The sequence below is a fragment of the Limnobacter sp. genome (assembly GCF_036405155.1).
Lineage (GTDB): Bacteria > Pseudomonadota > Gammaproteobacteria > Burkholderiales > Burkholderiaceae_B > Limnobacter.
Genome location: NZ_DASWYD010000006.1, coordinates 199,014 through 225,037 on the forward strand (window position 1 = coordinate 199,014; position 26,024 = coordinate 225,037).

25 protein-coding genes and 2 tRNA genes are annotated in these 26,024 nt (G+C 55.0%); 12 read left to right on the plus strand and 15 right to left on the minus strand.

What is annotated here, in order from left to right:
* Positions 1-9: 9 nt before the first annotated feature.
* The 13 genes from VGE55_RS07205 to VGE55_RS07265 all read right to left on the minus strand — a co-directional run bounded on the left by VGE55_RS07205 (position 10) and on the right by VGE55_RS07265 (position 12,205).
* On the minus strand, positions 10-711 hold the full coding sequence (locus tag VGE55_RS07205; protein ID WP_331131030.1) for an iron-containing redox enzyme family protein: 702 nt from the start codon (positions 709-711) through the stop codon (positions 10-12).
* Entirely contained in the window at positions 708-1,682 is a 975-nt protein-coding gene (locus VGE55_RS07210; RefSeq protein WP_331131031.1) for a hypothetical protein, read from the minus strand. The genes VGE55_RS07205 and VGE55_RS07210 overlap by 4 nt, the downstream gene beginning before the upstream one ends.
* 3 nt (positions 1,683-1,685) lie before the next feature.
* Entirely contained in the window at positions 1,686-2,765 is a 1,080-nt protein-coding gene (locus VGE55_RS07215; RefSeq protein ID WP_331131032.1) for a radical SAM protein, read from the minus strand.
* A 65-nt stretch (positions 2,766-2,830) separates the two neighbouring features.
* Positions 2,831-3,049: an aroma-sacti cluster domain-containing protein gene (locus VGE55_RS07220; RefSeq protein WP_331131033.1), complete on the minus strand. Its 219-nt coding sequence runs from the start codon at positions 3,047-3,049 to the stop codon at positions 2,831-2,833.
* A gap of 212 nt (positions 3,050-3,261) precedes the next feature.
* Positions 3,262-5,238: a TRAP transporter large permease gene (locus VGE55_RS07225; protein ID WP_331131034.1), complete on the minus strand. Its 1,977-nt coding sequence runs from the start codon at positions 5,236-5,238 to the stop codon at positions 3,262-3,264.
* Between the two features lie 11 nt (positions 5,239-5,249).
* A complete protein-coding gene (locus VGE55_RS07230) occupies positions 5,250-5,819 on the minus strand; it encodes a TRAP transporter small permease subunit (RefSeq protein ID WP_331131035.1) in 570 nt (189 codons plus the stop codon).
* Positions 5,820-5,896: 77 nt separating this feature from the next.
* A complete protein-coding gene (locus VGE55_RS07235; protein WP_331131036.1) occupies positions 5,897-7,018 on the minus strand; it encodes a TRAP transporter substrate-binding protein in 1,122 nt (373 codons plus the stop codon).
* A 179-nt stretch (positions 7,019-7,197) separates the two neighbouring features.
* A complete protein-coding gene (locus VGE55_RS07240; RefSeq protein WP_331131037.1) occupies positions 7,198-7,761 on the minus strand; it encodes an HD domain-containing protein in 564 nt (187 codons plus the stop codon).
* Positions 7,762-7,967: 206 nt separating this feature from the next.
* The gene (locus tag VGE55_RS07245) at positions 7,968-8,825 is read right to left on the minus strand and encodes an ABC transporter ATP-binding protein (protein ID WP_331131038.1); all 858 of its coding nucleotides are present in this window, start codon (positions 8,823-8,825) and stop codon (positions 7,968-7,970) included.
* 38 nt (positions 8,826-8,863) lie between these two features.
* Entirely contained in the window at positions 8,864-9,733 is an 870-nt protein-coding gene (gene ntrB, locus VGE55_RS07250; protein ID WP_331131039.1) for a nitrate ABC transporter permease, read from the minus strand.
* Positions 9,734-9,747: 14 nt separating this feature from the next.
* On the minus strand, positions 9,748-11,085 hold the full coding sequence (locus VGE55_RS07255) for a CmpA/NrtA family ABC transporter substrate-binding protein (RefSeq protein ID WP_331131040.1): 1,338 nt from the start codon (positions 11,083-11,085) through the stop codon (positions 9,748-9,750).
* Between the two features lie 388 nt (positions 11,086-11,473).
* Entirely contained in the window at positions 11,474-11,878 is a 405-nt protein-coding gene (locus tag VGE55_RS07260; protein ID WP_331131041.1) for a hypothetical protein, read from the minus strand.
* A 237-nt stretch (positions 11,879-12,115) separates the two neighbouring features.
* A tRNA-Ser gene (locus VGE55_RS07265) sits at positions 12,116-12,205 on the minus strand.
* 181 nt (positions 12,206-12,386) lie between these two features.
* On the opposite strand from VGE55_RS07265, the gene VGE55_RS07270 reads away from it, so the two are divergent.
* Complete coding sequence (locus VGE55_RS07270) at positions 12,387-13,451, plus strand: putative solute-binding protein (RefSeq protein WP_331131042.1); 1,065 nt, start codon at positions 12,387-12,389, stop codon at positions 13,449-13,451.
* A gap of 37 nt (positions 13,452-13,488) precedes the next feature.
* Here VGE55_RS07270 and VGE55_RS07275 read toward each other — a convergent pair whose 3' ends face one another.
* Both VGE55_RS07275 and VGE55_RS07280 read right to left on the minus strand, forming a co-directional pair.
* Positions 13,489-14,328 (minus strand): HDOD domain-containing protein, encoded by an 840-nt coding sequence (locus VGE55_RS07275; protein ID WP_331131043.1) that lies wholly within the window; start codon positions 14,326-14,328, stop codon positions 13,489-13,491.
* Positions 14,329-14,453: 125 nt separating this feature from the next.
* Positions 14,454-15,227, minus strand: a complete 774-nt coding sequence (locus VGE55_RS07280; RefSeq protein ID WP_331131044.1) for an SDR family oxidoreductase — start codon at positions 15,225-15,227, stop codon at positions 14,454-14,456.
* 116 nt (positions 15,228-15,343) lie between these two features.
* Here VGE55_RS07280 and VGE55_RS07285 point away from each other — a divergent pair, with 116 nt between their 5' ends.
* The 11 genes from VGE55_RS07285 (at position 15,344) to VGE55_RS07335 (ending at position 26,003) form a co-directional block, all read left to right on the plus strand.
* The gene (locus VGE55_RS07285; RefSeq protein ID WP_331131045.1) at positions 15,344-15,766 is read left to right on the plus strand and encodes a gamma-glutamylcyclotransferase family protein; all 423 of its coding nucleotides are present in this window, start codon (positions 15,344-15,346) and stop codon (positions 15,764-15,766) included.
* Between the two features lie 60 nt (positions 15,767-15,826).
* Positions 15,827-17,059 (plus strand): hypothetical protein, encoded by a 1,233-nt coding sequence (locus VGE55_RS07290; RefSeq protein ID WP_331131046.1) that lies wholly within the window; start codon positions 15,827-15,829, stop codon positions 17,057-17,059.
* A 26-nt stretch (positions 17,060-17,085) separates the two neighbouring features.
* A complete protein-coding gene (glpK, locus tag VGE55_RS07295) occupies positions 17,086-18,576 on the plus strand; it encodes a glycerol kinase GlpK (RefSeq protein ID WP_331131047.1) in 1,491 nt (496 codons plus the stop codon).
* Complete coding sequence (locus VGE55_RS07300) at positions 18,569-20,065, plus strand: glycerol-3-phosphate dehydrogenase/oxidase (RefSeq protein ID WP_331131048.1); 1,497 nt, start codon at positions 18,569-18,571, stop codon at positions 20,063-20,065. The genes glpK and VGE55_RS07300 overlap by 8 nt, the downstream gene beginning before the upstream one ends.
* A gap of 90 nt (positions 20,066-20,155) precedes the next feature.
* Positions 20,156-20,232: transfer RNA gene (locus tag VGE55_RS07305), tRNA-Arg, on the plus strand.
* 230 nt (positions 20,233-20,462) lie between these two features.
* Positions 20,463-20,756, plus strand: coding sequence for a type II toxin-antitoxin system Phd/YefM family antitoxin (locus VGE55_RS07310; protein ID WP_331131049.1), 294 nt, complete (start codon positions 20,463-20,465; stop codon positions 20,754-20,756).
* 16 nt (positions 20,757-20,772) lie between these two features.
* Positions 20,773-21,171, plus strand: a complete 399-nt coding sequence (locus VGE55_RS07315; protein WP_331131050.1) for a type II toxin-antitoxin system RelE/ParE family toxin — start codon at positions 20,773-20,775, stop codon at positions 21,169-21,171.
* A gap of 11 nt (positions 21,172-21,182) precedes the next feature.
* A complete protein-coding gene (locus VGE55_RS07320; RefSeq protein WP_331131051.1) occupies positions 21,183-21,422 on the plus strand; it encodes a PAS domain-containing protein in 240 nt (79 codons plus the stop codon).
* A gap of 180 nt (positions 21,423-21,602) precedes the next feature.
* Entirely contained in the window at positions 21,603-22,577 is a 975-nt protein-coding gene (locus tag VGE55_RS07325; RefSeq protein ID WP_331131052.1) for an ABC transporter substrate-binding protein, read from the plus strand.
* A gap of 22 nt (positions 22,578-22,599) precedes the next feature.
* On the plus strand, positions 22,600-25,584 hold the full coding sequence (locus VGE55_RS07330) for an ATP-binding protein (RefSeq protein ID WP_331131053.1): 2,985 nt from the start codon (positions 22,600-22,602) through the stop codon (positions 25,582-25,584).
* Positions 25,581-26,003 (plus strand): response regulator, encoded by a 423-nt coding sequence (locus VGE55_RS07335; protein ID WP_331131054.1) that lies wholly within the window; start codon positions 25,581-25,583, stop codon positions 26,001-26,003. Before VGE55_RS07330 ends, VGE55_RS07335 begins: the two co-directional genes overlap by 4 nt.
* Positions 26,004-26,024: the final 21 nt, after the last annotated feature.

Sequence of the window (26,024 nt, forward strand, 5' to 3'; positions counted from 1 at the left end):
GCGGGTTTTTTATTGGGGTACCAATTCCAACACTTGGCCTTGCAGCAGTTCCATCACCTCGGTGGCGCATTGCATGGTGTGAAGTCCTGACAATCCCAACAGCTTATGGTCGTGTTTTTCAAGCGGCAATTGGTCCAAGAGTTGGAGCAACTCTTGTTTGTGCACAATATCGAGCCTTTCATGCCGGGCTATGGCCCGGAAGGCTTGAATTGGGAACCCAGTCAACGACGATAGTTTGGCCGCGAAGCCCAAGGGTGGGTGGTAACACTCCAAGGCGGTGATGTGGCCCAGCAGCGCCAGCGGGTCGTGGTGGTGCATCCAGTAGTATTGTGCACCCACCAAATTGGCAACACACACCGGTGGAATTTTTTGCAACAGGGCCGACACATCACCCCCTGTTTCCGCAAAGTCTTCCAGAAGCCATTGGTCATGCCCCCGTTCTTCGTTCCGATGGCCTTCCAAGTAGTCCAACAACATGTGATGGGAGTTTGTGCGTGTGGGCCGGGAACGCAGCAGGTGGATTGCATGGTCCATCAATCCCACACCACTTCGGACCACCATGTGCATGTGAGTAAGGTAGAGTGGGTAGGCTTGGCGCGCAGTCTGCGGCTGCCAAAGCACTGCTGCCTGGGATTGCAGTACCGGGTATGCCAAGTCGAGCTTGCTGAGCAGTCGGGTGGAGTGCTCGATGGGTGAACTGACCAGGCTCATGGGTTGAGCTCCAGTTGGGCAATCGCTTTCAGCAAAAGGTCATCCTCACCTGGATCGGAAAACCGCTCCGCGATGGTCCAGCACAAATCACAGGCATTCCCGAACTTTTTGTCCTGAAGATCCTTCAATTTTGGGTGGTGCATCAGTGCATCAAAGCCGGTGTTTCTCAGGCTGCTCAACAGTGGATCAAGTTGCCAGGCAGCCCACTGGTCCGTCAATTCGGCCGAGGTGCTAGCCTGGCTTCTAAATCGGGCTGGTCCTTGGTTCATCACCACGTCTTCATTGCAGCAGGCACTGGTCCTGCCGTCGTAGCGAATCACGGGTGTGTGCGCCAATTTGCATGGCATAAAGTGCGTGTAATGTTGTTTGATGGGTGCAGCAAAAACCTGTTGCCCACGGCCATTGCGCAAGGGGTGAAGTGGAACAACTTCGGCGTACTCCGTGAACTCTGGGCCAAACGCCTCTTCAAGCAATGCTTGGGCAGCACCGGTGTCCAGTGTTTGAACAATCAACCAGCAACCACACTCTGCTGCGGTTTTGGCTGCGTGCATCCACTGTGCAGGGCTGACATGCTGCTGGTGAAAAGCATCGGTGCTCAGCACCACAGTGGCCGTTTTTTGCAGAATGCCATTAACCCACGGGGGAGGGTTCCCTTGTTTGGCCCACACGCCGCTGGTGTAAATCACCACGTCCTTGCCCGCCTGGGTAATCTGTTCCACGGCCACTGACAAACCTTTGCGCTCCACAAAGGGTTCACCCCCCGAGATGCCAACCACCTCGATACTGGGCATATTGCACACAGTGTTGAGCAAGGTATCAAACAGTGGCCCATTGGTGATGCAGGGGCTGTCTGACCTCGAATCCACAGAGCAATGGGCGCAACCGACAGGGCAACGGTCAGTGATGAACAGCAAAACTGTTTTCCCCGCTTGGGTCCGAATCTCCTCAATGGCCTGGTGTGTCCATGTCATGGCTTACTGCCCCAGCATCACAAGGTCTGCATAGCGTGGGTGGGTGTATCGTTTTGCGAATGCCGATGCACCCAGTTGGGTTTGCAATTCAATGATTTCTTGTTCAAGGTTTACGTGCTGCATGTTGTCCATCCATCGGCCCACTTGCTGGTCCAACTCACCATGGTCGGCCAGCGTAATGCAGGCTTGGCAGGCGGCTGCCGACTGCTCCGTAAACACGGGAACCTGTTTTCGTAGGTGTTGATAACGTTTGGCCAACCATTGAGGCCCAACAGTGCGCAAGGCACGCAGGGTGTGACGCTTCCGACAAGCATTGGCGATGTCGCTCCAGTTGCTGTCTTGAATATGCCCCAGGAGCAAATGTTCGGGTACTTGACCACTGAGATTGTCATTGCCGCAAGCCACCACATCACCATTGAACGTGATGACAGGCCAGGCTGCCACAGTGCAAGGCTCCGGCGTGCCATCCCAGGGTACCCAGGGGGATTGGGGAATCAGTTCGCGGCCTCGTCCAAAACGCGACAGCGTGTTGACCACCATTGGAATGCGTTGGCCGAAGCAACGTTGAATGGCGTGAACAATGTCATCAATGTATGGGTCGTCGGCGTGGGTCCCGGCGATATGAATACTGAGGTTTTTGCCGTCATCCAGCAATATGGATAGCACCGCAAACACCGATTCTCGGGGCACCTCCAGCTCGTGGAATTGATCAATGCTGGCCGAAAAGTGATCCACTGCGGCCAGTGCACGGGCAATCGGTTTGGGGATATGGCCGCCTTGCGCAAAAAACATCCCGCTCAGTACCGAGGTGTAAGTTCCCACCTGTTTGGCGGCCAGTGCCAATTGTTCCACCAGCCTGGGCCGCAGCAAGGCTTCACCACCAGACAAGGCCAGCAAAGTGGGGTGTGACTCGCGTGTGAACGTGTCGACAAACCGGGTGTAGCAGTGGCTGGGCAGTTGCTCGCTGTCCATGGTCGAGCTGGTGGAGCAGTGTGCACAGTGCAGCGGGCAACGGCGTGTCAGGCCCATGGAAAGGCCCTCGGCAGGTTTGGCTCGCAAGCTGAGTATGTCAGACAGTCGCATGTGTTGAGTTCGTCGCGCAGTCGTGAGTGGCGCAGCAATGCTGCACCACCCACCTCAGGCTAGTTTTACCAAACGAAGCCGCCAACGGTGTCCGCTGCGCGCTTGAGCTTTTCATCAAGGCCTTGATTCAGCTTGGACTTGATGGCACCCAATACCGCCAGTTCATCATCATCCAGCAGCGCAACCTGTGCTTTCAAGGTGTCATTCAAAGCGTCTACCTGGAAGGCTGCGCCGGTGGTACGAACGCGAATGGCGCGTGCTGAACTGAGTTTTTCATCGGACATATCGGATCTCCTGTCATCAAATGGAATGGAAACTGCCGGTTTCAACTGCGCTGTCAGTGTCGGTGCCTCGGTAATTGACTGTCAAAATTGCAATTGCTTCTGCATAAGCCCGGTCTGCAAGATGATTTGGCCACCACGAAGCGCATGACCTAAAAATAAAAACCCCCGGTGTTAACCGGGGGCCAAGTTGGGCAAAACGTCAAACAGGCTGTTTACTTGTACAACACTTCAGGCAACCACAAACCAATGCCAGGGAACATGTACAGCAGCACAATGGCCAGAATCTGGATCATCATGAACGGGATCATGCCCGCAAAAATCTGATTCAATGTGACGCTCGGCGGTGACACCCCCTTCAAGTAGAACGCTGCCATGGCCACGGGTGGTGACAGGAATGCAGTCTGCAGGTTCAAGGCCACCAAGAGGCCAAAGAACAGTGGGTCAATCTGGAAATGCTCCAGCAATGGGATGAAAATCGGCATGAAAATCACGATGATTTCCGTCCATTCCAGTGGCCATCCCAAGATGAAAATGATGACCTGTGACAGCACCAAAAACTCGGTTTTGGTGAGGCCCAGTGACAGCACCCATTTCTCGATGATTTCCTGGCCGCCCAACAGTGCAAAAGCGGCCGAGAAAATCGATGAACCCACAAACAGCCAACACACCATGGCGCTGGTTTTTGCTGTGAGGTAGGACGACTCCCGAACCAAGCCCACGTTGAGTTGTTTGTAAGCAGCGGCCAACAAGAAACCGCCAAAAGCCCCCACTGCCGCCGCTTCAGACGGTGTCGCCAAACCAAACACAATGCTGCCCAACACCGCCAAAATGAGAAATGCCAGCGGGAAGAAGGACTGCAGCAGCATCTTGAACACTTCAAGACGCTCGTAGCTGAGCTTGGCGTAGTACAAGGCCAGCAAGGCACCCACCACAGCCAGTGAAATCCAGAAGCCACGGGGGGCATCGGGAATGACAGCGGCTTCTGTTGAGGCTTCCATCGATGGGCTGGCTGAATCAGGCGCTGCAACCGCAGCAGGAGGTGCTTCTGCTGGCGGCGGAGCTAGATCAGTGCTGCCCTCAGGCTCACTGAGTGCACCAGGCTCAGTGTTTGAGCCTTCTGGTTCCTGCAAACCACCTTCTTCACTGGGTGGCTCGGCCAGATCGCCACTGTCGGCGTTGGTGCTCGGTTGAATCTCGCTGCTGGTGGCATCGAAACTGACCAAACCATCGGCTGCATGGTCCGTCTCGACCGGTGCTGTCAATTGCACATACACCATGCCAAACAGGAATGCAGCGAAAAGCCCGGGCAACAGCGCGATCACAAACTGTTTGAACACGTCAATGGTGCTCAACGTACCTGATGCCCGGCCCTTCAGCCCGTCCAGCAGTGCAGCGATGGCATGCTTGGTACCCACCGCATTTTTAAGTGCGGCCAAGGTGGGGCTGAGTGGCACGCGCCGGTCTTCTTCCGACAGGGGGGGCGCACTCTTGGGGTTCAGTTTTGCACGAATGATGACGTACAGAATGTACAGGCCCGCCAGCATGATGCCGGGGAAAAAGGCCCCAGCGTACAGTTGAACCACAGACACACCGGCTGTGGCGCCATACACAATCAGCAACACCGAGGGCGGAATGAGAATACCCAAACAACCACCTGCGGTGATGGCACCTGCTGCCATCTTGGTGTCGTAGCCTGCCTTCAACATGGAGGGCATGGCCAGCAACCCCATGAGCGTCACCACCGCACCCACAATGCCGGTGGCGGTCGCGAAAATGGCGCAGGTCACCAAGGTGGCCACAGCCAACGCGCCCGGCACACGGGCCATGGAGAGATGCAAACTCTTGAACAGTTTTTCAATGAGGTTGGCCCTTTCCACCAAATAGCCCATGAACACAAACAAGGGCACGGAGATGAGCACATCGTTGGTCATGACCTTGAAGGTGGATTGCACCATGAGGTCGAGGGTTTTACTGATGTCGCGGTCGTAGGCCAGGTAGGTGAAAATCATGCCCATGCCCATGAGCGTAAACGCCGTGGGAAAGCCGAGCATGATGGCGACCACCACCAGCGACAACATCAACAGGCCCAAATGTCCATTGGTCATGTCGGCCGGCGAGGGCAGTGTGTACACCACGCCGATCAAAATCATGGCCATGATGGACAGGCCGAAATACAGTTCCTTTCTCATGCCATGCCCCTTTATTGTTTGCCGACCATGGCTTTGAGTTTGTCGACATCCACTTCTTCGACGTCTTCTTCGCGGCTGGGCCACTCACCATTTTTCAGGCAGAGTACACAGCGCACAATTTCCACAAACCCCTGAAACAGCAGCATGGTACCGGCAATGGGGATAATGGTTTTGAAGTGGTAGATGGGCGGGCCGTCGGCTGTCACGGAAGAGTGTTCCTTGATGATCCAGGCGTCGGACGCAAATTGATAACCTGCGTATGACAGTGCGATGACGCCCGGAATGAAGAACAGCACATACAAGATGAGATCGAAGAAGGCCTGTGTGCGTGGCGTGAAAAAACCGTACAACACATCGCCCCGAACATGGCCGTTTTTGGCCAGCGTGTAAGCGCCAGCCATCATGAACAGGACGCCATATAGCATGTAGGTCACGTCAAACACCCACGGGTGTGGGCTATTGAGCAGATAGCGGGAAGCGACTTCCCAGACGATGAGCAAGGTGAGCGCGACAATGGACCAGGAAAACACCTGACCAATCCACGTCGACACCTTGTCGATGAACAACAAAAATGTTTGCATGATGCGAAAACCAAGAGGGTTTAAAAAAAGCCAACAACCGGTTGCCCAATTGTTGGCTTCTTCCGAATGGACACCGGTTACTTCTTGCCGCCGAAGTAGAAGTTGTAGGCCATTTTGTAGTCCACCGATGTGTCGTTTTGCCACTTCGCGGTGCGCTTGGCAAAAGTTCGCATCGATTCAAACACCTTCTTGAATGTGGCGTTTTCTTCGGACTTGGCCTTGGTCACTTCATCCCAGGCTTGCAATTGCGCCTTGAGAATAGTGTCGGGCGTTTTGTAGAACTTCACGCCCTGCTTGGTTTGCATTTCCTGGTAGTCGGTGGAATAGCGGTCAATGGCCTTCCAGCTCATTTCAGCAGATGAGGCTTCAGCGGCGTATTTGATGATCGCCTTTTGTTCTGCAGACAGACCCGCATACTTTTTCTTGTTGAACAAGATTTCAAACTGCTCGGAGGCCTGGTGGAAGCTTTGCAGCATGCACACCTTGGCCACGTCGGGGAAGCCCAACAAACGGTCGGATGATGCGTTGTTGAACTCGGCTGCGTCCAGCAATCCACGATCCATGGCTGGCACAATTTCACCACCGGGCAGCGCGTTCACAGCCAGACCCATTTTCGTGAAAATGTCGATGGACAAACCCACTGTACGATACTTCAAGCCTTTGAGGTCCTGAGGGCCTTTCACCGGCTTTTTGAACCAGCCCAGGGGCTGTGTGGGCATGGGGCCGTAAAGAAACGACTCCACTTCCAGGTTCAGGCTGTCGTAAATTTCATCCAGCAATTGCTTGCCGCCACCGTAGTTGTGCCAGGCCAGTACCTGGTTGGCGTCCATGCCAAATGCAGGGCCTGAACCCCACAGTGCAACCGCAGGGTTTTTGCCGTACCAGTAAGCCACCACGCCGTGGCCGCCATCCAGTGTGCCTTTGCTCACGGCATCGAGCAGGTCGAATGCCTTGACCACTGCACCGGCAGGCAGCACCTCAATCTTGAGTTTGCCGCCCGACATCTCATTGACCTTTTTGGCAAAGTCGGTGGCGTATTCGTGGAAGATGTCCTTGGATGGCCAGGTGCTCTGGAATCGCAGGGATGTGGTTTGCGCGGTGGCAATCATGGGGAACGCGAGGGTGCCAGCACCCACAGCGGCCGCAGATGTGCCTTTGATGAAGTCGCGACGCTTCTTGTTGTTGATGATGTCAGTCATCAGTGCCTCCTTTGGTGTACAACGTTGAACTACTTTTTTTATTTGCCCAGTAGTTTCTTTATGCTTTTTTTATGTTCAACAATGTAAGGGGCAGTGCTTGAGGGCTGAAATAGTGGCAAACCCTGATGATTTTAAAGATGAAAACCTTTTTTACAAATCGGCGACAGGGTTATTACCCATCAAGGTGCAAAGTTGTATTGGGCCACCTTCTTTTCATACAGCCGCCGCTCAAGCCAGTTGCCGATGAGCGTGGCCCGCTCACGCAGTGGGCTTGGAACCTCCGGTAACGCTTGCGCCACACTCTGCAAATGCAGCTGAAAGGCAAGTGCTTGAGTGGGGCTAGTGGTGCCAACAAACGATGCTGTTTGAACCCAATCCATCAACACCAATGTTTGTATCGTCGCGTTACAGCGGGCAATGTGCGCAGTGTAGTCTATAACATCGAACTGATCGGGGTTGCCGAGAACGCGGGTGTCAGGGGTCATGGATTGAATGAGGTCTGCGGTTTCATGGCCTGCAATCCGTTCAATTTCATCGAGTGTCATGGGGGTCATCAGCACCAAGTCGTGGAGGATGGCGGCCATTACCGCCGAACTGTCCATTTGCAACCGCATGGCCTCGGCGGCCATTTGCTCGGCATGGTGATGCACTGGGAAAAATGGGGATGGCCATTGGCGGTTTTTAAGCAAGGATGCGTGTTCGGCAAGTGCCAGTGCTGCTTGATATCGGATTGGGAACTGCATGGTCGTCAAAGTCAGTGGGTGGTTTTGATTCGCAGCCTCATGTTAAGCAGGCACATCCTCACTCAAAAGCAGGAGAAAGAATGTGATTGTGACTTATTTCTTCTTTGAATAATTAACAAAGTTAAAATGTAAAAAACCCTTGCCCGTTGGATCAGGCAAGGGTTTGTTCAGGCCATTGATATGTCAATAGGACTGCGGTAAACGGGTCAGGCATGTGCCTTGAAAGCGGTGGAAGAAGTGTTGTTGCTGCGCTGTTGCTTGTGCTTGTCAAAGTCTTCCACTTTGCGCTGCTTTTCGTACAGGAAGCTCAACACTTCGTGGCGGTAGTGGTTGTAGCGTGCATCGTCGGCCATGGCGATTCGATCGCGAGGTCGAGGCAAATCCACGTCGAGAATTTGGCCGATGGTGGCCGCCGGGCCGTTGGTCATCATCACAATGCGGTCGGACAGCAGCACGGCCTCATCCACGTCGTGGGTGATCATCACCACGGTGTTTTGCAACTCACTTTGAATGCGCATCACCTCGTCCTGCAGTTTCGCGCGGGTCAGCGCGTCCAACGCGCCGAAGGGTTCATCCAGCAACAGCACCTTGGGTTCCATGGCCAAGGCCCGTGCAATGCCCACGCGCTGCTTCATGCCACCCGAAATTTCGGATGGCAGGCGGTCCAGTGCATGGCCCATGTTGACCATTTCCAGGTTGTGCAAAATCCAGTCTTTCCGTTCAGTGGCTGTTTTGCTGTTGCGGAAAATTTTGTCAACCGCCAGCTCAACGTTTTGATATACGGTGAGCCAAGGTAGCAATGAGTGGTTTTGAAACACCAGGGCGCGGTCGGGCCCGGGGGCGTTCACTTCCTTGTTGTCCACCAGTGTGACGCCTTCGGTGGCCCGCAACAGGCCGGCGATGATGTTGAGCACCGTGGATTTTCCGCAACCCGAGTGCCCGATCAGTGAAATGAATTCACCGCGCTGAACTTCCAGGTTGATGTCGCGGAGCACCGGGTTCACGGTGCCGTTTTTTTCAAAGTTCATGTGAACTTTGGAGAGGCTTAAAAAGCGGTCTGACATGGTGTGTTCTCCTGATTTTGCCGGGGGGCATGCGTTGCTTAACCGGCGCTGGTGCCACGGGTAATTTTCTGGCCGATGAATCCCATCAGGCGGTCGAGCATGAAGCCCACCACGCCCACGTAAAGCAGGGCCAATACAATTTCACTGATGCGCGATGAGTTCCACGCGTCCCATATAAAGAAGCCAATGCCCACGCCGCCGATCAGCATTTCAGCCGCCACAATGGCCAGCCAGCTCAAGCCCACGCCAATTTTCAGGCCCGAGAAAATGTAGGGCGCTGCAGCCGGCAACATGATCTTCCAGAAAAACTCGAGACCATTGAGCTGAATGACGCGCGACACATTTCGATAGTCTTCAGGAATGTTGCGAATGCCCACCGAGGTGTTGATGATGATGGGCCACACCGAGGTGATGAAAATCACGAAAATGGCCGAGGGGTTGCCATCCTGAAAACCGGCCAGTGACAAGGGCAACCAAGCCAGCGGGGGCACAGTGCGCAGCACTTGAAAGATAGGGTCCAGACCGCGCATGGCCCAGGTGGACTGGCCCACCAGCACACCCAAGGCAACACCTACCACCACTGCGATGGAATAGCCATAAGCCACGCGCTTCAAGCTGGCGAGAATTTGCCAGCCCATGCCCACGTCGGTGCCGCCACGAAAGAAGAACGGATCGATGATCAGTTCCCAGGTGTCGTTCACCACCTTGCTGGGCGAGGGCAGGCGTGCGCCCTGGCCTGAGCACAGCAGTTCCCACACCAGCAACAGCAAGGCTGTGATGAGCAGGGGCGGGACCACTTTGCCCAATTGCTTCATACACTGTTTAAAAAACTCGGTCTCGACCAAGGGCGTGTGGCGTTTGCGCTGTGCCGCCCGGTTGAGCTGGTCCAATGTGTCGGTGTTCATCATGGTGTGTGCTCCCTTCAGCCTTTCATGGACTTGATGGCCAGGCTGTCGAGATAGGCCTTGGGCTTGCTGGGGTCGAACACCTTGCCATCAAAAAATTTCTCAACACCCCGAGAGGTGGACTTGGGAATGTCTTTCTTGTCCACGCCCAACTCGGTGGCAGCAGTGCGCCAGATGTCTTCACGGTTGACTTTCTTGATGAGCGCGTTGGTGTCCAGCTTTGAAGGCAAGTAACCCCAGCGTTGGTTTTCTGTGAGGAACCACAGGTCGTGACTCTGGAACGGATAGGAGGTGTATTCCTTCCAGAACTTCATCGCCTCTGGGCTGCCATCCACCACGCGGCCGGTGCCATAGTCAAAGTGGCCTTTGAGGCGGTCCACAATGTCGGCCACAGGCACGTTGAACCACCGGCGCTGCGAGCAAATCTTGGCCACTTCTTCTTTGTTGGCTGGGTCGTCGCAGAACATTTGCGCTTCCATGATGGCCTTCACAATGGCCTTGGTCGCATTGGGGTTGGCCGCCACATAATCGCTGCGCATGGCGAAGCTTTTCTCGGGGTGGTTGTGCCACAGTTCACCGGTGGTCAGTGCGGTGTAGCCAATGCCCTGGTTCACCAGTTGCAGGTTCCAGGGTTCGCCCACACAGAAGCAGTCCATGTTGCCCACCTTCATGTTGGCCACCATTTGCGGCGGTGGTACCACAATGGTGGAAATGTCGGTGAGTGGGTTGATGGCACCGGCCGCCATCCAGTAACGTAGCCACAGGTCGTGCGTGCCACCAGGGAAGGTCATGGCTGCGTTCACCGCCTTGCCGCTGGCTTTCTTTTTCAGAATGGCCCGGCCGAAATCACGGGTGTCCAGGCCAACTTTGAGGTCTTTGAATTCATTGGATACCGAGATGCACTGGCCGTTCACGTTCAGCCTCATCAGGATGGACATGGGGGTGGGCACGTTGTTGGCGGTGACTGCACCCGTGGTCAGCAGGTAGGGCAGTGGGCTCAAAATGTGAGCCCCATCAATGCCGTTGCTTTTGGAGCCCAACACCAGGTTGTCGCGGGTGGTGCCCCAGGAGGATTGCTTTAACACCTCCACATCGGTCATGCCGTGCTTTTTAAAAAAACCTTTTTCTTCCGCAATAATCAACGGTGCTGCGTCGCTCAAGGCGATGAAGCCGAGCTTGGCTGCTTTGGTTTCCAGGCTCGCGGATTGAGCTCGAACAATGCCTGGCGCTGCGATAGACCCCAACACGCCTGCACCAATCAGCAGTGAGCTTTGCTTGATGAATGTGCGGCGGTCAGATGACACGCCTCCGAAGTCCTGCGCCGTTGCGGGTTTGGATGGCTTGTTCGAATTCATGATTTTTCCTTCATTAGAAAATCAAAATAAAAAACGGCGAACATCGCCAATGCCGGGTCCATCGGTGGGCCTGGCAAGGGATGGACGCCGTTGTCCGTTCTTTCAGTGCAACTTCGACCCGATCCGTCATTGGCAAAGGTCTATGTGCAGAGTGTTAGCAGGGACCGTGCCAAGCACCACAAAGTGTCAATTTGCAGAATTGTTGGGGCGCAATGCGCGATTTCGGGGCGAAATAGAGGAAGGGGGCGTGGAGGCAGGTGAGCGAATTGCCCGATTTGGTGCAGTGCGGAAAAGCTGTGTAACGTTTGTTGAACGTCTAAAGAGCTGATCCGGTGCGTTGCACCGGATCAATGCAGGCTCAGTGTGGTGCGTGTTTTGTGATGCGCTTTCAGGCTTGCTTGAAGCCTTTGACCGCAACCCACAGGAAGAACAGGCCGTAGCCAAGGTCGATGAAGCCATAGCTGCTGTAGAAGAGGGCAGTTTGGGGCGATTGGGATTGAATGGTGCCCAGTTGTGCCCAGTGCTGCTGTGCCCACACCACCCAGGTACCCGTGTATAAAAACTTTTCAACCGCAAACACCAGTGACAAAGCCGGCACACTCAAGGCCTTGTTGGCAACCGACAGATAGGCCAAGCCCCACAGCATGATGCACACTGCGCCAAAATTGGAGAACACGGTGGGCGAAAGTTCATTGAACAGGGTGTTGGTGAAGCCCTCGCTGACGGCCAGCATGCCAATGAGGTTGGTAAGGCCAGCAGAGACAAAGCCCAAGCGGATGAGTTTGTTGGACATGGGAAAATTATAATAGTTACGGTGTGTAAATAATATAGCTTTGGGATCGTTATGGAAAGCTTTACATGCGCGCCAACACGCCCACGCTGCGAGTCCGCTTCACGGCCTCTGGCTTGGTCGATTCTCCCGGCTTTGCGCTGGCAGGCGCAAAGCTTCGAATCCCACACGCAAAGCCCATTGGGGCTTTGCTCGTCTCGCCCCAAACAAAAAAGCCCAGCGTGGCTGGGCTTTTTAATGTGGCGGAGACGGAGGGATTCGAACCCTCGAAGGGGTTGCCCCCTTACTTGATTTCGAGTCAAGCCGATTCAGCCGCTCTCGCACGTCTCCGAAGGGGCGGATTATAACCGAGCCGAGTGTAGATCGCTCAGCACAACTCGGAAAATTTGTCCTGAATGGTCAATTTCAAGCCAAATACCCGGTGCAATAATATTCGACTGCACAGGGCGCGCATTGACACAGCCCTGGCGATGACGCCCATTGAAGGGCATTCACACATGGAGACAGAGAGATGAAGTTGAAACCAGCTCAAGGCCTGGCGGCATCTGTATTGGCAACATTGGGCCTGACCCTTGGGGTTGCAGCACCGGTACAAGCCGCAGCCAATCCGAAATTGTGCGTGTATGACTTGTTGGGCGCCACCGGCGACGTCTACAACATGTCGAAAGACTACGTGGTGGCCGCCAAACAGTGGGGCGCTGACATCGAGTTGCGCGCCTACACCGACGAACGCATTGCCACGCAAGACTTCATCGCAGGCGAGTGCGATGCCTTGTACGCCACAGGCTTTCGCACCCGGCAGTTCAATGCAACCACAGCGGTTCTAGACTCTTTGGGTGTTTCATCGATTGTGAAAAACAACAAGGTGGACATGCCCGCCAGTTACGAGGTGGTGCGACGGGCCATTCAGTTGTTTGCCCAACCTGCTGCAGCCAAGTTGAATGTGAATGGCAAGTATGAAATTGCCGGCATTATTCCGTTTGGTACGGCTTACCCTGTGATCAACGACCGCAAAATTCGCACCGTGGAAGACCTGGCAGGCAAGAAGATTGCCGCCTTCGATTACGACAAGGCCCAGGCCGTGATGATTCAAAAAATCGGTGCGCAGCCGGTGTCAGCGGACATCACCAATTTTGCCAGCAAGTTCAACAATGGTGCGGTGGACATGATTGCCGCGCCAGCTGCAGCTTACAAGCCCTTGGAGTTGTACCGCGGCATTGGCACCAAAGGGGCCATCAACCGGTTTCCAATCGTGATTTTGAGCTACCAGATGGTGATCAACAACACCAAGTTCCCCAGCGGTTTTGGCGCCAAAAGCCGTACTTACTGGTTGTCCCAGTTTGACCGTGCACTGTCGATCATTACCCGGGCGGAAAAGTCCATTCCGGAGGGCACCTGGAGCGACCTCACGCCCGAGAACATGATCAAGTACACCGTGATGCTGCGGGAGTCTCGCGTGTCGATTGCAGACCAAGGTTTGTATGACAAGGGCGGCTTGAAAATTCTCAAGAAAATTCGCTGCGGCATTAACCCGGCCGATTCCGAATGCTCAACCAACAGCGAGAATTGGAACTGAGTTTTTACCGCTGCACATCAACTGGTTGACTGCCCACTCAGTGGGTGGTCACCAGCATTTGTACAAACTCTCTGGACTTGTCAAAACGCGGGCGCAAGGTTCGCAAGTTTTCCAGTGTGGTGCTCAACAACTCTTCCACACTGCTGTCCAAGTTATCCACCCACAGTTCTACGGGCATGTCGTCAGTCAGATCCATGGCCAGGGCCACACTGAGGTGAACAATGCTGGACAAGCTGTAGGGGCCGGTGCGGCGAGGGTGCGGATATTGGCGAACCGATTCGCCGATGTCATCCGGCAATTTCCAGCCCCGCGCAATTTCAGCGCTCACTTCGCCATGGTGAAAGCCCAACACCGCATTTTCTACATCTGCGCGGTCGTAAGGGCATTCGTCCTTGCAATTCTGGTCGATTTGGTTGGCCAGGTCGGGCAGGGCCTTGTGAATGGCCAGCACGCCCAAGCCGTGAATGAGTGATGCGGTGTAGGCTTTGTTGCCATTCAAGCCCACCGAGTTGGCCAGGTCTCTGGCGATGTAGGCCGACAGCAATGAAATGGTCCAAAAACGCTGGCTGTCGAAGCGGGCCATGTCTTTGAAGGTGTCCATCATGCCCGAGGCGAGCACCATGGTGCGAATGGAATCGATGCCAATCATCAGCGCGGCGCTTTCAACCGTGTCCACCTCACGCTGCACACCAAAATAGGCGGAGTTGGCCAGGCGCAGTACTTTCGCACTCATCACCGGGTCGTGGGAGATGGCTTCGGCCAGTTCTCCAATGGTGAGATCCGGTTTTTCCAGCAGTCCGAGAACTTCCTGAACAGCGCGTGGAATGGAGGGCAGGGAACAGGCGGCTTGAAGAATGGTCTGCAGCTTGGTGCTCATGGTGTACTCCCGTGGGTTGGCCAGTCAAAACCAGACTAGCAACTCCTTCAGCGTACTGCCATCGGTCAAAGGTCAACAAGCGTGAATGGGGGGTGTTTGCCCCCCATTTCAAGGCTTAGAAGGCATCAGGCCACCAGGTAACCCCCATCGACATTGATGCAGGCGCCCGTGGTGTAGGTGGACGCTTCAGAGGCAAGGTACAGCACCGTGCCCGCCATCTCGGAGGGTTGGGCGATGCGGTTCATGGGCACATGCTGAAGCAGGGCATTTCGGATGGCATCGTTGTTGACCAAGGCCGATGCAAATTTGGTGTCGGTTGCACCGGGCAGAATGGCATTCACCCGCACTTTGGCGGGGGCACATTCTTTGGCAAACGCCTTGGTCATGGAGATGACCGCCGCTTTGGTGATGGAATAAATGCCTTGGTACAAGCCGGGAATGACGCCATTGACCGACGCCACGTTGATGATGCTGCCGCCGCCGTGTTTGGCCATTAATTTGTAGCCCAGGCTGCTCATGTAGAAATAGCCCCGAATGTTCACATCCACTGTTTTTTGGAAGGCCGACAGGTCGGTGTCAAAAATGGGGCCGAAGTGGGGGTTGGTGGCCCCGTTGTTGACCAGGATATCCAGCCGGCCAAATTGCTGTTCAATCTGTTTCCACAGGGCTTCAATGTCGGCCATTTCACCCAGGTGGCATGCCATGGGCACAGCCTTGTATCCTTTGTCCGTCAGGCTTTGTGCCACTGCTGCACAGCTGTCGGCTTTGCGGCTGGAAATAATCACGGTTGCGCCGTGGGCGGCCAACAGTTCAGCGCAGGCCAAACCGATGCCACGGGTTGCGCCGGTGATCAGGGCCACTTGGCCATCCAGGTTGAACAGGTCTTGCAATGATTTCACAGGTCTCCTCCGATGTTGTTGTGTTATCGAATGTTCGGTCTAAAGTTTTACTGACTGTAATCCAAAACCGCCCAGCAAAGGTACCATTCAAGCCTTGGCTCGACAGAGAGGCTGGCATGCATGTGTTTGTGTACGGTTCGCTGATGTATCTGCCGGTGTGGCAACAGGTGGTGCAGGGCCAGTATGCTCAGCAGCCTGCAATGGCCCATGGCTTTGCCCGATATGCCGTGCCCGGTGAACAGTACCCAGCCATGGTTGTGCAGGCGGCCGGGCAAGTTCGGGGCCTTGTGTGGCTGAATGTTGACCACGGTGATATCCAGCGCCTGGATGCCTTTGAGGGTGAGGAGTACGAGCGCCGTACCATCTGGGTGAATATGTCGGGTTCCGACCAGTCTTTGCAGGCCGACACATACATTTGGTTAAAGCCTGAGCGTTTGCGCGGCGATGAATGGGATGTAAAAGCCTTTGAGCAGCAGGGTCTTCAACAGTTTTTGAACAAGCACGTGCAGCAGTGGACCGATACCGGGCGTCGACAGTAAGGCCTGGGGCAGCAGCAAAGACTGCGCCTTAAAACAAACACACGATTGACGGAGACATTCATGAGTACGCTTCATCCAGCCACGGGGGCTCGGCAGTTTTTTCGGCATTTTGTGGGTTACCTGGGCGATGCCGGTTATTCGCGGGCTGAGATGTTGAAGTATGTTTGGCAACCCCATCATCCCTCGAACTTGCATGTGCTGGGACCCCAGCGGGACCTGGATTTCAGCAAACTGACCGTGACCGAGCAAGAGATTTCGGATGCGCAGGAGGCCAGTTTTGCCGGTGATCGATTTGTAGACCGTGCTTTTTACAGCAACAACAAAACCATTATTGTGCTGGTGCCCGGTTTTACACATGAGACGCTGAAAAACCTCTCGCTGCACGAGGAGGTGGAGCGTGAGGATTCGCCCCATGAGGTGTTGATGCTTAGCCCGGGCGCACCTGGTGAGCCCAGCCAGGAAAAACTGTATGCCCAAGGTGCAGGTTTTAAACTGGTGTACGCACGTTACCCACGCAGCAATGCGGATTCTGCCCATGTGGTGCCCGCCCTGTTTGACTTGCTGCACAACAGTGTGACCTTGCGCCGCTGGGTGGAGGAGGAGGGCTATCGCCTGTTTTTCATGGGCTATTCCTACGGATGCCCGTTGTCGCTCGAACTGTTGGCGGGCATGAACAGCCAACAGTTTCCAGACGAATTCATTTTGAAGAACACGCAGGGCATGTTGGCCCTGTGCGGTGCCATCGGTGGCTCGTATTTGGCCGATGATGTGATGCGCCCCGACTCGAAGCTGATGCACATCCCGAAGTTGGTGGAGCGCTGCAGAAAGTACCCCTGGCTGAGCAAATTGGCGGGCATGCCCACACGCCAGTTTCAAGACGACATGGAAGGCGGTGTGCGCTCACTGACCCGCGCTGTTCGGCAGCAAAAAATGGCCGAATACGCCAGCAAGCTGCCAGCAAATTTGCATTACTTCTCAGTCAGCGCTGTGTTGCCGTTGAGTGATTACAAACGCCGCTGGTGGCAGTTCAATCTGGACGACTACACCATGTGGTTGCAGGCCAAGGTCAGCGATCCGATTTCGATTTACAACGATGGTCAAGTGGTGATGACTGACAACCTCATCCCGCACCCACCCCATATTCCGGCAGAGCGGATTGTTCACTTGGGCGCAGTGCGGGCTCACCATTGGGCGGTGAGCTACAAAACATTCAACCTGGGCAAGAATGATTTTCCACGGCGTGCTTTTTATAAAGCCTTGATGCAGACTGTTTACGACACCTTGAACCAATAAAAACCAATATCCAACGGAGACCGTTCATGGGATACATCTTGGCTTTGGACCAGGGAACCACCAGCTCACGCGCCATTGTGTTTGACGAGGCGGCCCGTGTGGTGGCCAGCGCCCAGCAGGAATTTGAGCAGATTTTTCCAAAGGCGGGTTGGGTGGAACACCGCCCCATGGACATTTGGAACACCCAATTGACTTGTGCGCAGCAAGCCTTGCAGAAAGCAGGTTTGCAGGGGAGCAACATTGCCGCCATCGGCATCACCAACCAGCGCGAAACCACGGTGGTGTGGAACCGGAAAACCGGCGAGCCAGTGTACAACGCGATTGTGTGGCAGGACCGGCGGACCGCCTCGACCTGCGACAAACTGCGCGAGCAAGGCAAGGCGCCGTTGATCAAGCGCAGCACGGGCCTTGAGACCGATGCTTACTTTTCCGCCACCAAGCTGAGCTGGATTCTGGACCATGTGGCTGGTGCACGGGCTTTGGCCAATGCGGGCGAGCTGGCCTTCGGCACCATCGATTCGTGGTTGATTTGGAACCTGACGCGGGGTGCCGCCCATGTGACCGACGTGAGCAATGCGTCTCGCACCATGCTGCTGAACATCCACACCCTGCAGTGGGACGACGAACTGCTCAACCTGTTCAATGTGCCACGCAGCGTGCTGCCCACCATTGTGGATTCCAGTGGCGTCATGGCGCAGTGCGATGCCAGCCTGCTGGGCGCGCCCATTCCGATTGCCGCTGCAGCCGGTGACCAACAGGCCGCCACTTTTGGGCAAACCGCCTTTGCACCCGGCGAAGCCAAAAATACCTATGGCACGGGGTGTTTCATGTTGTTGAACACGGGTGCAGAAGCGGTTGAAAGCCACAACCGCTTGCTGACCACCGTGGGTTGGCGCATGAATGGCCAAACCCATTACATGCTGGAGGGCAGTGTGTTCATGGGTGGTGCGGTGGTGCAGTGGCTTCGGGATGGTTTGGGGATGATCAAACACTCGGCCGAAGTGGAGGCACTGGCCGCCAGTGTGCCCAGCACCGATGGCGTTTGCCTGGTGCCTGCTTTTGCCGGCTTGGGTGCGCCGCATTGGGACCCGTACGCGCGCGGCACACTGGTGGGCATGACCCGAGGCACCACCAAGGCCCACATTGCACGCGCGGCACTGGAAAGCATTGCCTTGCAAACTGTGGACTTGGTGCAGGCCATGCAACGGGATGGCGCAGCACCCCTGTGTGAATTGCGCGTGGATGGCGGTGCCTCCAACAACAATTTGTTGATGCAGATACAGGCTGACTTGCTGGGGGTGCCAGTGGTGCGACCCACTGTGACGGAAACCACTGCCCTGGGCGCCGCGTATTTGGCCGGGTTGGCCGTGGGTGTATTTGACAGCTTGGAAAGCCTGAAGGCCAACTGGACCGTGGATGCCCGGTTTGAGCCCGGTATGGGTATTGATGAACGGGGGGCGCTGCTGGAACGCTGGCACCGCGCTGTTGAACGTGCAAAAGGATGGGCCGATGCTTAGCCGCAAACAGCACCTGGAGGCGGTGAAGCAAAAAGCCTCTGCAGGATACGAGTGGGACCTGATTGTGATTGGCGGTGGCGCCACTGGCCTGGGCAGTGCTGTGGATGCAGCCAGCCGGGGGCTCAGCGTGTTGTTGTTGGAAGCCAATGATTTTGCAAAGGGCACCAGCTCACGCGCAACCAAGCTGGCCCACGGCGGCGTGCGTTACCTGGCCCAGGGCAATTTCAGCCTGGTTCGCGAAGCACTGGAAGAACGTGGCCGCTTGCTGGTGAATGCGCCCAACCTGGTCAAGCCACTGGCGTTTGTGATCCCGGTGCGCAACTGGTTTCAGAAAATGTTTTACTGGGTTGGCCTCAAAATGTACGACTTGCTGGCTGGCAAGTTGAGCGTTGGGCCGACCCGTACATTGAACCGTCAAGAGGTGATTCACGCTGTGCCCACCATCCGGCAGGATAGCCTGGGTGGCGGCGTGCGGTACTTTGATGCCCAGTTTGACGATGCACGGCTGGCTGTTGCCTTGATGAAAACAGTTTTCAAGCTGGGGGGTGTTGCGCTCAATTATCTGCCTGTGGTGGGTTTTGAAAAAGCCTCCGGAAAAATCACCGGTGTGAAAGTGCGTGATGCTTTCACGGCTCACGAGATGAGCCTGAAGGCGAAGGCGGTGATTAACGCCACGGGTGTGTGGGTGGATGACCTTCGCCAGCTGGACAACCCGGCTGCCAAGCCGATGTTGAGCCCCAGCCAGGGGGTGCATGTGGTGGTGGATCAGCATTTTTACCCCGCGCAGGACGCCTTGCTGGTGCCCAAGACCAGCGATGGCCGCGTACTGTTCGTGGTGCCCTGGTTGGGAAAAACATTGATTGGCACCACCGACACGCCCCGACAAGACTCACCCTTTGAGCCCGATGCATTGCCCGGCGAGGTAGATTTTGTATTGACCACCGCCGGCCAATACCTGGCCAAGGCACCCACCCGAGCGGACGTGCGCAGTGTGTTTGTGGGCCTGCGGCCTTTGGTGAAGCAGGGTGGTGCAGGCGACACCAAAAGCATTTCACGCGAGCACACCATTGCCACAGCCGACAGTGGGCTGGTGACCATCACCGGCGGCAAATGGACCACCTACCGAAGCATGGCCGAGGAGGTGGTGGACCTGGTGTGCCAGCAATTGGGGGTGCGCAACAAGCCCAGCCGAACCCGCATGCTGCGCCTGGAAGACGACTTGCCCAACCGCAAACCCGAAGCCCACCTTCACCCGGGTTTGCAGTTGACCCAAGCAGAAATTTCGCAAGCCGTGCTGGAAGAAATGGCCATGACCATCGAAGACGTGTTGGCGCGGCGCAGCCGGGCCTTGTTTTTGGACAGCACCGCGGCAGTAGACTGTCTGTTTGCAGTGCGTGCCACGTTGCAAGATGAACTGGGCTGGAGCGATGCTGAGCTGGACCGACAGGAGGCCGCGTTTCGGGCTTTGGCGGCCCAATATGCTGCCTGAATGGGTGTTATTGGCTGAAATATTTTGTCGAAAATCGGCAAGCCCGCTTGCACCCATTCGCTGTTTCATGCATAATCTCGCTTCTTCACAGCGGCTGTAGCTCAGTTGGATAGAGTACTTGGCTACGAACCAAGGGGTCGTGGGTTCGAATCCTGCCAGCCGCACCAAAATATAGCAGTGAAATCAACGGGTTAGAGGGCGCATCCTCTAGCCCGTTTGTCTTTTCAGATTTGGGCTAAGTGACTTTTGAGTGACTTTCCTTAAACCCTTCTCACGTTTCAGCGCTTCCAAATTCATGTTCCGGCGACATTGCACTTCAGCAAGTGGTTGATGGAATCATCCGTTAGCGAATAAACTGTACAAAACTTTGTGCAATTTTCGTCAGCCGAGGCTCCACATGACCATTTCGACAAGCGACGTCATTCCGCTGTCCCAAGCGCGTGCCAACTTTTCCGAGTTGGCTGAGGATGTAAAAGCTGGCGCTGAAAAACTGATTACCAAAAACGGCGAGGCCTACATCGCCATGATTGATGCCAAGCGGCTGGACTACTACCACCAGCTAGAGCGTGAGCGTATACACCTGCTGCTGATTAGCGAGGCATCCAAGGGTCTGGATGACGTGGCGGCAGATCGCACCAAAGACGCCCGCTCGGCACTGAAAGCCATCAAGAAACGACGCGCAACCGCTTAAGTACCGTTGGCGTTCCATGACCAAGCGCGTAAAAATCAAGCTCACCGCCAACTTCGAGCGGAATTTGGCCGACATTGAACAATTCCTGACCGAGGCCGAAGTACCTCATGTATTCGACGACTTAGTCGACGAGTTGCTCGCCACTGTGCTGCCCAATCTTGAACAGTTTCCAGAGCTGGGCGCGCCGTTTTTGAATCGGGCTGTGGGTTCTGCCGAGGCTAGCAACGCCACCGCTGCACTGAAAGCCAAGCTGGCCGCTGTTGCGGGCAACTCGTTGAACAGTTTGCGTGAGTATGTAATGAACCACTACTTGGTGCTGTACGTGCGGGTTGAAGGCACACTGTTCTTGCTGTCGATCAAGCACCACAAACAACTGTCCTTCGACTTCGAGGGGCATTGGGGAACTTCGCTGTAGCCGATATGTGGATGTTTGGCTATTCCACTGCCGAAATGATCGGTCAGTCACTGGAAGTGTTGACCCTGCCGATTCACCATGAGTCGGTGGAGCAGTCCATCAGGCTGGCATTGGAGTCCCGGGAAGGTACCCTGGTCGAAACCCTTTGCATCAACAAAAATGGCTGCACTGTCTGGGTGTCCTGGTCATTCACGCCCTGTGTTGACTCAGCACATGCCGCAGCACAAGTGTTGCTCATTGGACATGACTGACAGAAAGAAGTCTGAAGCGGAAGTCCACAAACCGCTTTGGTTGATTGAGCAAGCCCCCTGCTTGTTAAAAATGTTTAATCAAGCAATTGGGGCGGTTTAACAATCTATTTCTCAAGACGATGACACCCCTTGAGCGAGTAAGCTGCCACTACTCACCCAAATTGCGGAGCCCGTCAAACCATGTGGAAAGCCAAGTTCTCCAGGCATTTGGCCTTTGCTGCACTGATGTGTCTACTCACCGTTACGCAACAGCCAGCACACGCCGCCACACTCACACTGGCTTTGGCCGAGGTGGTTGGCTTTTATCCAGCCATTCTGGCTGCTGACATGGGCTATTTCGCCAAAGAGGGCCTGGATGTTCGGGTGATTCGCGGTATCAACGGCAAGCGTTGTTTGAAACACCTGCTTGATGGCGAAGCCGACCTCTCCACCACCGCGGACATCCCTTTGGTGTTTGCCGCTCACCAAGGCAAAGCGTTTGATGTGGTGGCCACCATGAGCACCTCGACGAAAGACAATATTCTGTTGGTTCGTTCGGATTCTGGCATCAAAACTGTTGAAGATTTGAAAGGCAAAAAGGTGGGCTATGTGGCAGGTACTTCCAGCCACTACTTCACCGACACCCTGTTGACCTTTTACCGTGTAGATCCCGACAGCGTTGAGAAAGTACCGCTGGATCCTGCTCAAATTGAGACGCTAACCCGAGAGGGCCGATACGATGCAGCAGGCCTGTATGAGCCCCTGGCCAGCCGTGCAAAAGCCGTGTTGGGCGATCAATGGCGGGTACTGCCCAACCCGAAGTTGTACACCCCCACCTTCAATTTGATCAGTTCAAGAAAAGTGTCTGACGCCGATTTGGTGAAGGTACTGCGGGCCATTTCCAAAGCGACGGACTTCATCAACAAGCATCCCGAACAGGCCAAAGCGCCTTTGAAACAAGGCGTGTCAACCAATGCAGCCGACTTGGTGTCACTGGATCAATATGATTTTGATTTGAAATTGTCCCAGACCCTGCTGAGTACCCTGGAGGCGCAATCCCGCTGGGCGGTTCGAGAAAAGCTGGTGGATGCGCACCCCGAGCCGGATTTTTTATCTCACATTCGTGTGGGACCACTCACGACACTGAACAAGCGTGCAGTGTCGTTGATGAAGTGAGCGTCAATTGAAAATCCGCCCCATGCTCGTCAGTTTGCTGCTGGTTGCATTTGCAGCAGTGGGTTATCGCTTGACCATGCTGTATGTGGACAGCGAGGTGCAAAAGCTTTTGAACCAGCAACGGGAAGCGGTTGAGGTCATGTCACGGGATGCTTCGGGCCTTTTGGTATTGATGCAGGACTTTGCCATCCACCCCGAAAGCCAACGCGCCCTTCGTCAATGGGATGCAACACACCGCTCCATGCGTGGTGCCTTGGACCTGTATGCCAGTACAGGTGAAATCTACCGCAAGCAAATCGATGACATGATCGACAGTGCAGATGCGCTGCAAACCATGCAAGCCCAACTGAAGCAATATCTGAATGACGAAAGCAATCCATTGAAGGGTGATCGACGAGATACCTTGCTGGACCAGTTGCTCAACGAAACCCGACGCATCAGCGAGTCTGCATTTGAGTTGTCGGCGGACTTGACCCATCGACGTCAATTGCAAAATGAAAGTCAACGCAATCAGGCTTTGGTCGGGCAAGCACTCTTGTTGTTGGTGATTTCGATGTTGGCTGGCACACTCTGGATGCGTGTGCTCAGGCCCATTGCCATGTTGAGTCGGTCCGCCCAGGCGCTGATACGGAATAAAAAAGGGGTGTTGTCTGGCTATCGAAGCGCCGATGAGTTGGGTGAGCTTGCGGAAGTGTTTGACCGCATGATTGTGACCTTGCAGGGCCGAGAGGACTCCGCTCGCGAGGCCAAAGACCAGGCTGAGCAGGCCAACCGCGCAAAAAGCGATTTTCTGGCCAACATGAGCCATGAAATTCGTACCCCATTGAATGCCATCATCGGCATGGTTTATGTGCTGGGTTACACAAAGCTGGACCATGATCAACACCGGCAACTCGACACCATTCACACCGCGAGCCAAAGCCTTTTGGCATTGATCAACGACATTCTGGACCTGTCAAAAATTGAAGCTGGTGAATTCAATCTGGAGATCCAGCCGTTCAGTCTTCAACACCTGCTCGACGACTTGAAAGTCATGCTGGAACCGGGCGCACGTCGCAAAGGCTTGAATTTGAAGATCGCACCGGTCGATTCACGGTTGCCAACGTTGCTGGAAGGCGATGCCAACCGGATCCGCCAAATCCTGATCAATTTGGCGAACAACGCCATCAAGTTCACCGAGCATGGTGAAGTGGCGCTGCGCACGCTTCAGATACCCACCAAGGACAGCGCCCCCGACACTGAATGGGTGCGTTTTGAGGTGCGAGACACCGGCATTGGCATTTCACCGGAAGACGCTCAAAAGCTTTTTACCCCGTTCACGCAGGTGGATTCTTCAACGTCCCGCCGGTATGGCGGCACTGGCCTCGGCTTGTCGATTGTCAAAACCTTGGCCGAGAAAATGGGCGGTCACAGTGGATTGAACAGTGTGCAGGGGGAGGGCAGTCTGTTCTGGGTTGAGTTGCCCCTGGCCAATGCCCAGCGGTCGGCGGTTTCATGGACTGATGAAGCCAATGCAAGGCAGTTCAACGTACGTGTTCTGGAACCCGATTTAATCGAACAAGACGCGTTACGCACAATGGCTACCCATTTTGGCTGGTCGGTGAAAACCTATTCAACAACACCAGAATGGTTGGCGGGACTCGCTGCAGATTTGCTTGCAGGTGAACGAATCGATTGCTTGCTGGTTGCACAGCCAGCTGGGGGCAGTGGTTTGACAGAGCTTTTGGGGAGTGTGGCCCATCAATTTCAGGGCCACATCATGCCTTATTGGGTTTTGCTGCTTGATGCGGATTCGCCCCATGCGCATGACAACTTGCATGCAGTGCCTCACGTGGTTCTTCGCAAGCCGGTGTACTCATCCGACCTGTTCAATGGCCTCAACAGTTTGGTGACGCGTAGCCAGCAAGACCTGGATTACCTGTTGAATATTTCATTGTTGGATGTGGGGAAGAACCTGTGGTTGAGCGGCTTGCACCTGTTGGTGGTTGATGACAGCCCGATGAACCTGGAGGTGTGTCAACGCATTCTGGAAAATCAGGGTGCCAAGGTGACAGTCTGTGAGTCGGGTTATGCCGCGCTGGCGTTGTTGAAGGTCAATCCAGAAGCCTTTGATCTGGTCCTGATTGACATGCAAATGCCCGGGTTGGACGGACGGGAGACCACCCAGCGCATTCGGGGTGAACTGAATTTACAGGACCTTCCCGTGGTGGCTTTGACAGCGGGTGTAATGAAGGAAGAACGTGAGCGGGCCGTGCAAGCGGGTGTGAGTGGTTTCTTGGGTAAACCGATAGACCCGCAGCAGTTGGTTCGTTGTATTCGGAATGCAGTGCAGCGGTATCGCGGCGAACCTTTGCCGGTCGCAGTGCGGCAAGACGCGAGCGACCGTGAGCATTCACAATGGCCAGAATTGACTGGCATAGATACCCAGGCCGCACAGACGCAACTCCAGGGCGATGAGCGCTTGTTTCGCCAACTGTTGACCCGTTTTTATGACGAGTACAACGATGCAGAGGCCTTGATCAAAGGTCAGTTCGATGCATCAGCCACGGCAGCGTTGATTGCTTATCTCCACAAGCTGCAAGGGCAGGCTGGTTGTTTGGGAGCGACGGCCCTGCGAGACAGTGCGCATGCGCTGGAGGTCTCACTTCAAAGCGGCGAAGGTTCGATGAAACGCGGCACGGAGAAGTTTTTCCAACAATTGAATACGGTGTTGAAGTCGATTCAATCCTTGGTTGGGATTGAGTCTGTTTCAGTCAAAAATCCTGTTCAGGTGGTCGATTTTTTGGTGCTGGCGCACCAAACCGATGAATTGCAGACCTTGATTCAAAAGCATTCCATGTCAGCCCACAAGCTGAGCGAGGACATTGTAGAAAGCCTTCGTGGCACTGTTCTGGAATCTGCTTTCGCGGCTGTGCACACAGCCCTGGATCATTTGAAGTTCAAGGAAGCACAACATTCGCTGGACGAATTTGAGCAAACACTGAATCAACTTCAGGAGCACACATGACACCTTCCAAGACGCTGTTGATAGTGGACGATGCCATCACCAATATCCGGGTGCTGAATGGCATTCTGGGATCGAGCTATCAAATTTGTGCAGCCACCTCAGGAGAAGAGGCCCTTGAATTGGCAGCATCGGTTCGAATGGACTTGGTATTGTTGGACGCCAACATGCCAGATATGGATGGTTACCAAGTTCTTGAGAAATTGCAGGCCAATCCGCGATGTGCGCAGTGGCCTGTCATGATGGTGACCGGTGATGACTCATCGGCGAGTGAGTTGAGGGCATTAAAAGCCGGCGCATGCGATTACATCGCCAAACCCGTCAATCCCGATTTGCTGAAAATTAAAATTGAGCGGCAGTTGGCACTACAAGCCTTGTCTGAGGAATTGAAGCGGCTCAGGGCGTCCAAGGCCATGCAGTAGAGGTGCTGCAACACGCATGAA

What these genes read in the sequence shown, in the direction of transcription:
- VGE55_RS07205 (WP_331131030.1), bottom strand. Translation starts at nt 711, where the DNA reads ATGAGCCTGGTCAGTTCACCCATCGAGCACTCCACCCGACTGCTCAGC.
- VGE55_RS07210 (WP_331131031.1), bottom strand. Translation starts at nt 1,682, where the DNA reads ATGACATGGACACACCAGGCCATTGAGGAGATTCGGACCCAAGCGGGG.
- VGE55_RS07215 (WP_331131032.1), bottom strand. Translation starts at nt 2,765, where the DNA reads ATGCGACTGTCTGACATACTCAGCTTGCGAGCCAAACCTGCCGAGGGC.
- VGE55_RS07220 (WP_331131033.1), bottom strand. Translation starts at nt 3,049, where the DNA reads ATGTCCGATGAAAAACTCAGTTCAGCACGCGCCATTCGCGTTCGTACC.
- VGE55_RS07225 (WP_331131034.1), bottom strand. Translation starts at nt 5,238, where the DNA reads ATGAGAAAGGAACTGTATTTCGGCCTGTCCATCATGGCCATGATTTTG.
- VGE55_RS07230 (WP_331131035.1), bottom strand. Translation starts at nt 5,819, where the DNA reads ATGCAAACATTTTTGTTGTTCATCGACAAGGTGTCGACGTGGATTGGT.
- VGE55_RS07235 (WP_331131036.1), bottom strand. Translation starts at nt 7,018, where the DNA reads ATGACTGACATCATCAACAACAAGAAGCGTCGCGACTTCATCAAAGGC.
- VGE55_RS07240 (WP_331131037.1), bottom strand. Translation starts at nt 7,761, where the DNA reads ATGCAGTTCCCAATCCGATATCAAGCAGCACTGGCACTTGCCGAACAC.
- VGE55_RS07245 (WP_331131038.1), bottom strand. Translation starts at nt 8,825, where the DNA reads ATGTCAGACCGCTTTTTAAGCCTCTCCAAAGTTCACATGAACTTTGAA.
- ntrB (WP_331131039.1), bottom strand. Translation starts at nt 9,733, where the DNA reads ATGATGAACACCGACACATTGGACCAGCTCAACCGGGCGGCACAGCGC.
- VGE55_RS07255 (WP_331131040.1), bottom strand. Translation starts at nt 11,085, where the DNA reads ATGAATTCGAACAAGCCATCCAAACCCGCAACGGCGCAGGACTTCGGA.
- VGE55_RS07260 (WP_331131041.1), bottom strand. Translation starts at nt 11,878, where the DNA reads ATGTCCAACAAACTCATCCGCTTGGGCTTTGTCTCTGCTGGCCTTACC.
- VGE55_RS07270 (WP_331131042.1), top strand. Translation starts at nt 12,387, where the DNA reads ATGAAGTTGAAACCAGCTCAAGGCCTGGCGGCATCTGTATTGGCAACA.
- VGE55_RS07275 (WP_331131043.1), bottom strand. Translation starts at nt 14,328, where the DNA reads ATGAGCACCAAGCTGCAGACCATTCTTCAAGCCGCCTGTTCCCTGCCC.
- VGE55_RS07285 (WP_331131045.1), top strand. Translation starts at nt 15,344, where the DNA reads ATGCATGTGTTTGTGTACGGTTCGCTGATGTATCTGCCGGTGTGGCAA.
- VGE55_RS07290 (WP_331131046.1), top strand. Translation starts at nt 15,827, where the DNA reads ATGAGTACGCTTCATCCAGCCACGGGGGCTCGGCAGTTTTTTCGGCAT.
- glpK (WP_331131047.1), top strand. Translation starts at nt 17,086, where the DNA reads ATGGGATACATCTTGGCTTTGGACCAGGGAACCACCAGCTCACGCGCC.
- VGE55_RS07300 (WP_331131048.1), top strand. Translation starts at nt 18,569, where the DNA reads ATGCTTAGCCGCAAACAGCACCTGGAGGCGGTGAAGCAAAAAGCCTCT.
- VGE55_RS07310 (WP_331131049.1), top strand. Translation starts at nt 20,463, where the DNA reads ATGACCATTTCGACAAGCGACGTCATTCCGCTGTCCCAAGCGCGTGCC.
- VGE55_RS07315 (WP_331131050.1), top strand. Translation starts at nt 20,773, where the DNA reads ATGACCAAGCGCGTAAAAATCAAGCTCACCGCCAACTTCGAGCGGAAT.
- VGE55_RS07320 (WP_331131051.1), top strand. Translation starts at nt 21,183, where the DNA reads ATGTTTGGCTATTCCACTGCCGAAATGATCGGTCAGTCACTGGAAGTG.
- VGE55_RS07325 (WP_331131052.1), top strand. Translation starts at nt 21,603, where the DNA reads ATGTGGAAAGCCAAGTTCTCCAGGCATTTGGCCTTTGCTGCACTGATG.
- VGE55_RS07330 (WP_331131053.1), top strand. Translation starts at nt 22,600, where the DNA reads ATGCTCGTCAGTTTGCTGCTGGTTGCATTTGCAGCAGTGGGTTATCGC.
- VGE55_RS07335 (WP_331131054.1), top strand. Translation starts at nt 25,581, where the DNA reads ATGACACCTTCCAAGACGCTGTTGATAGTGGACGATGCCATCACCAAT.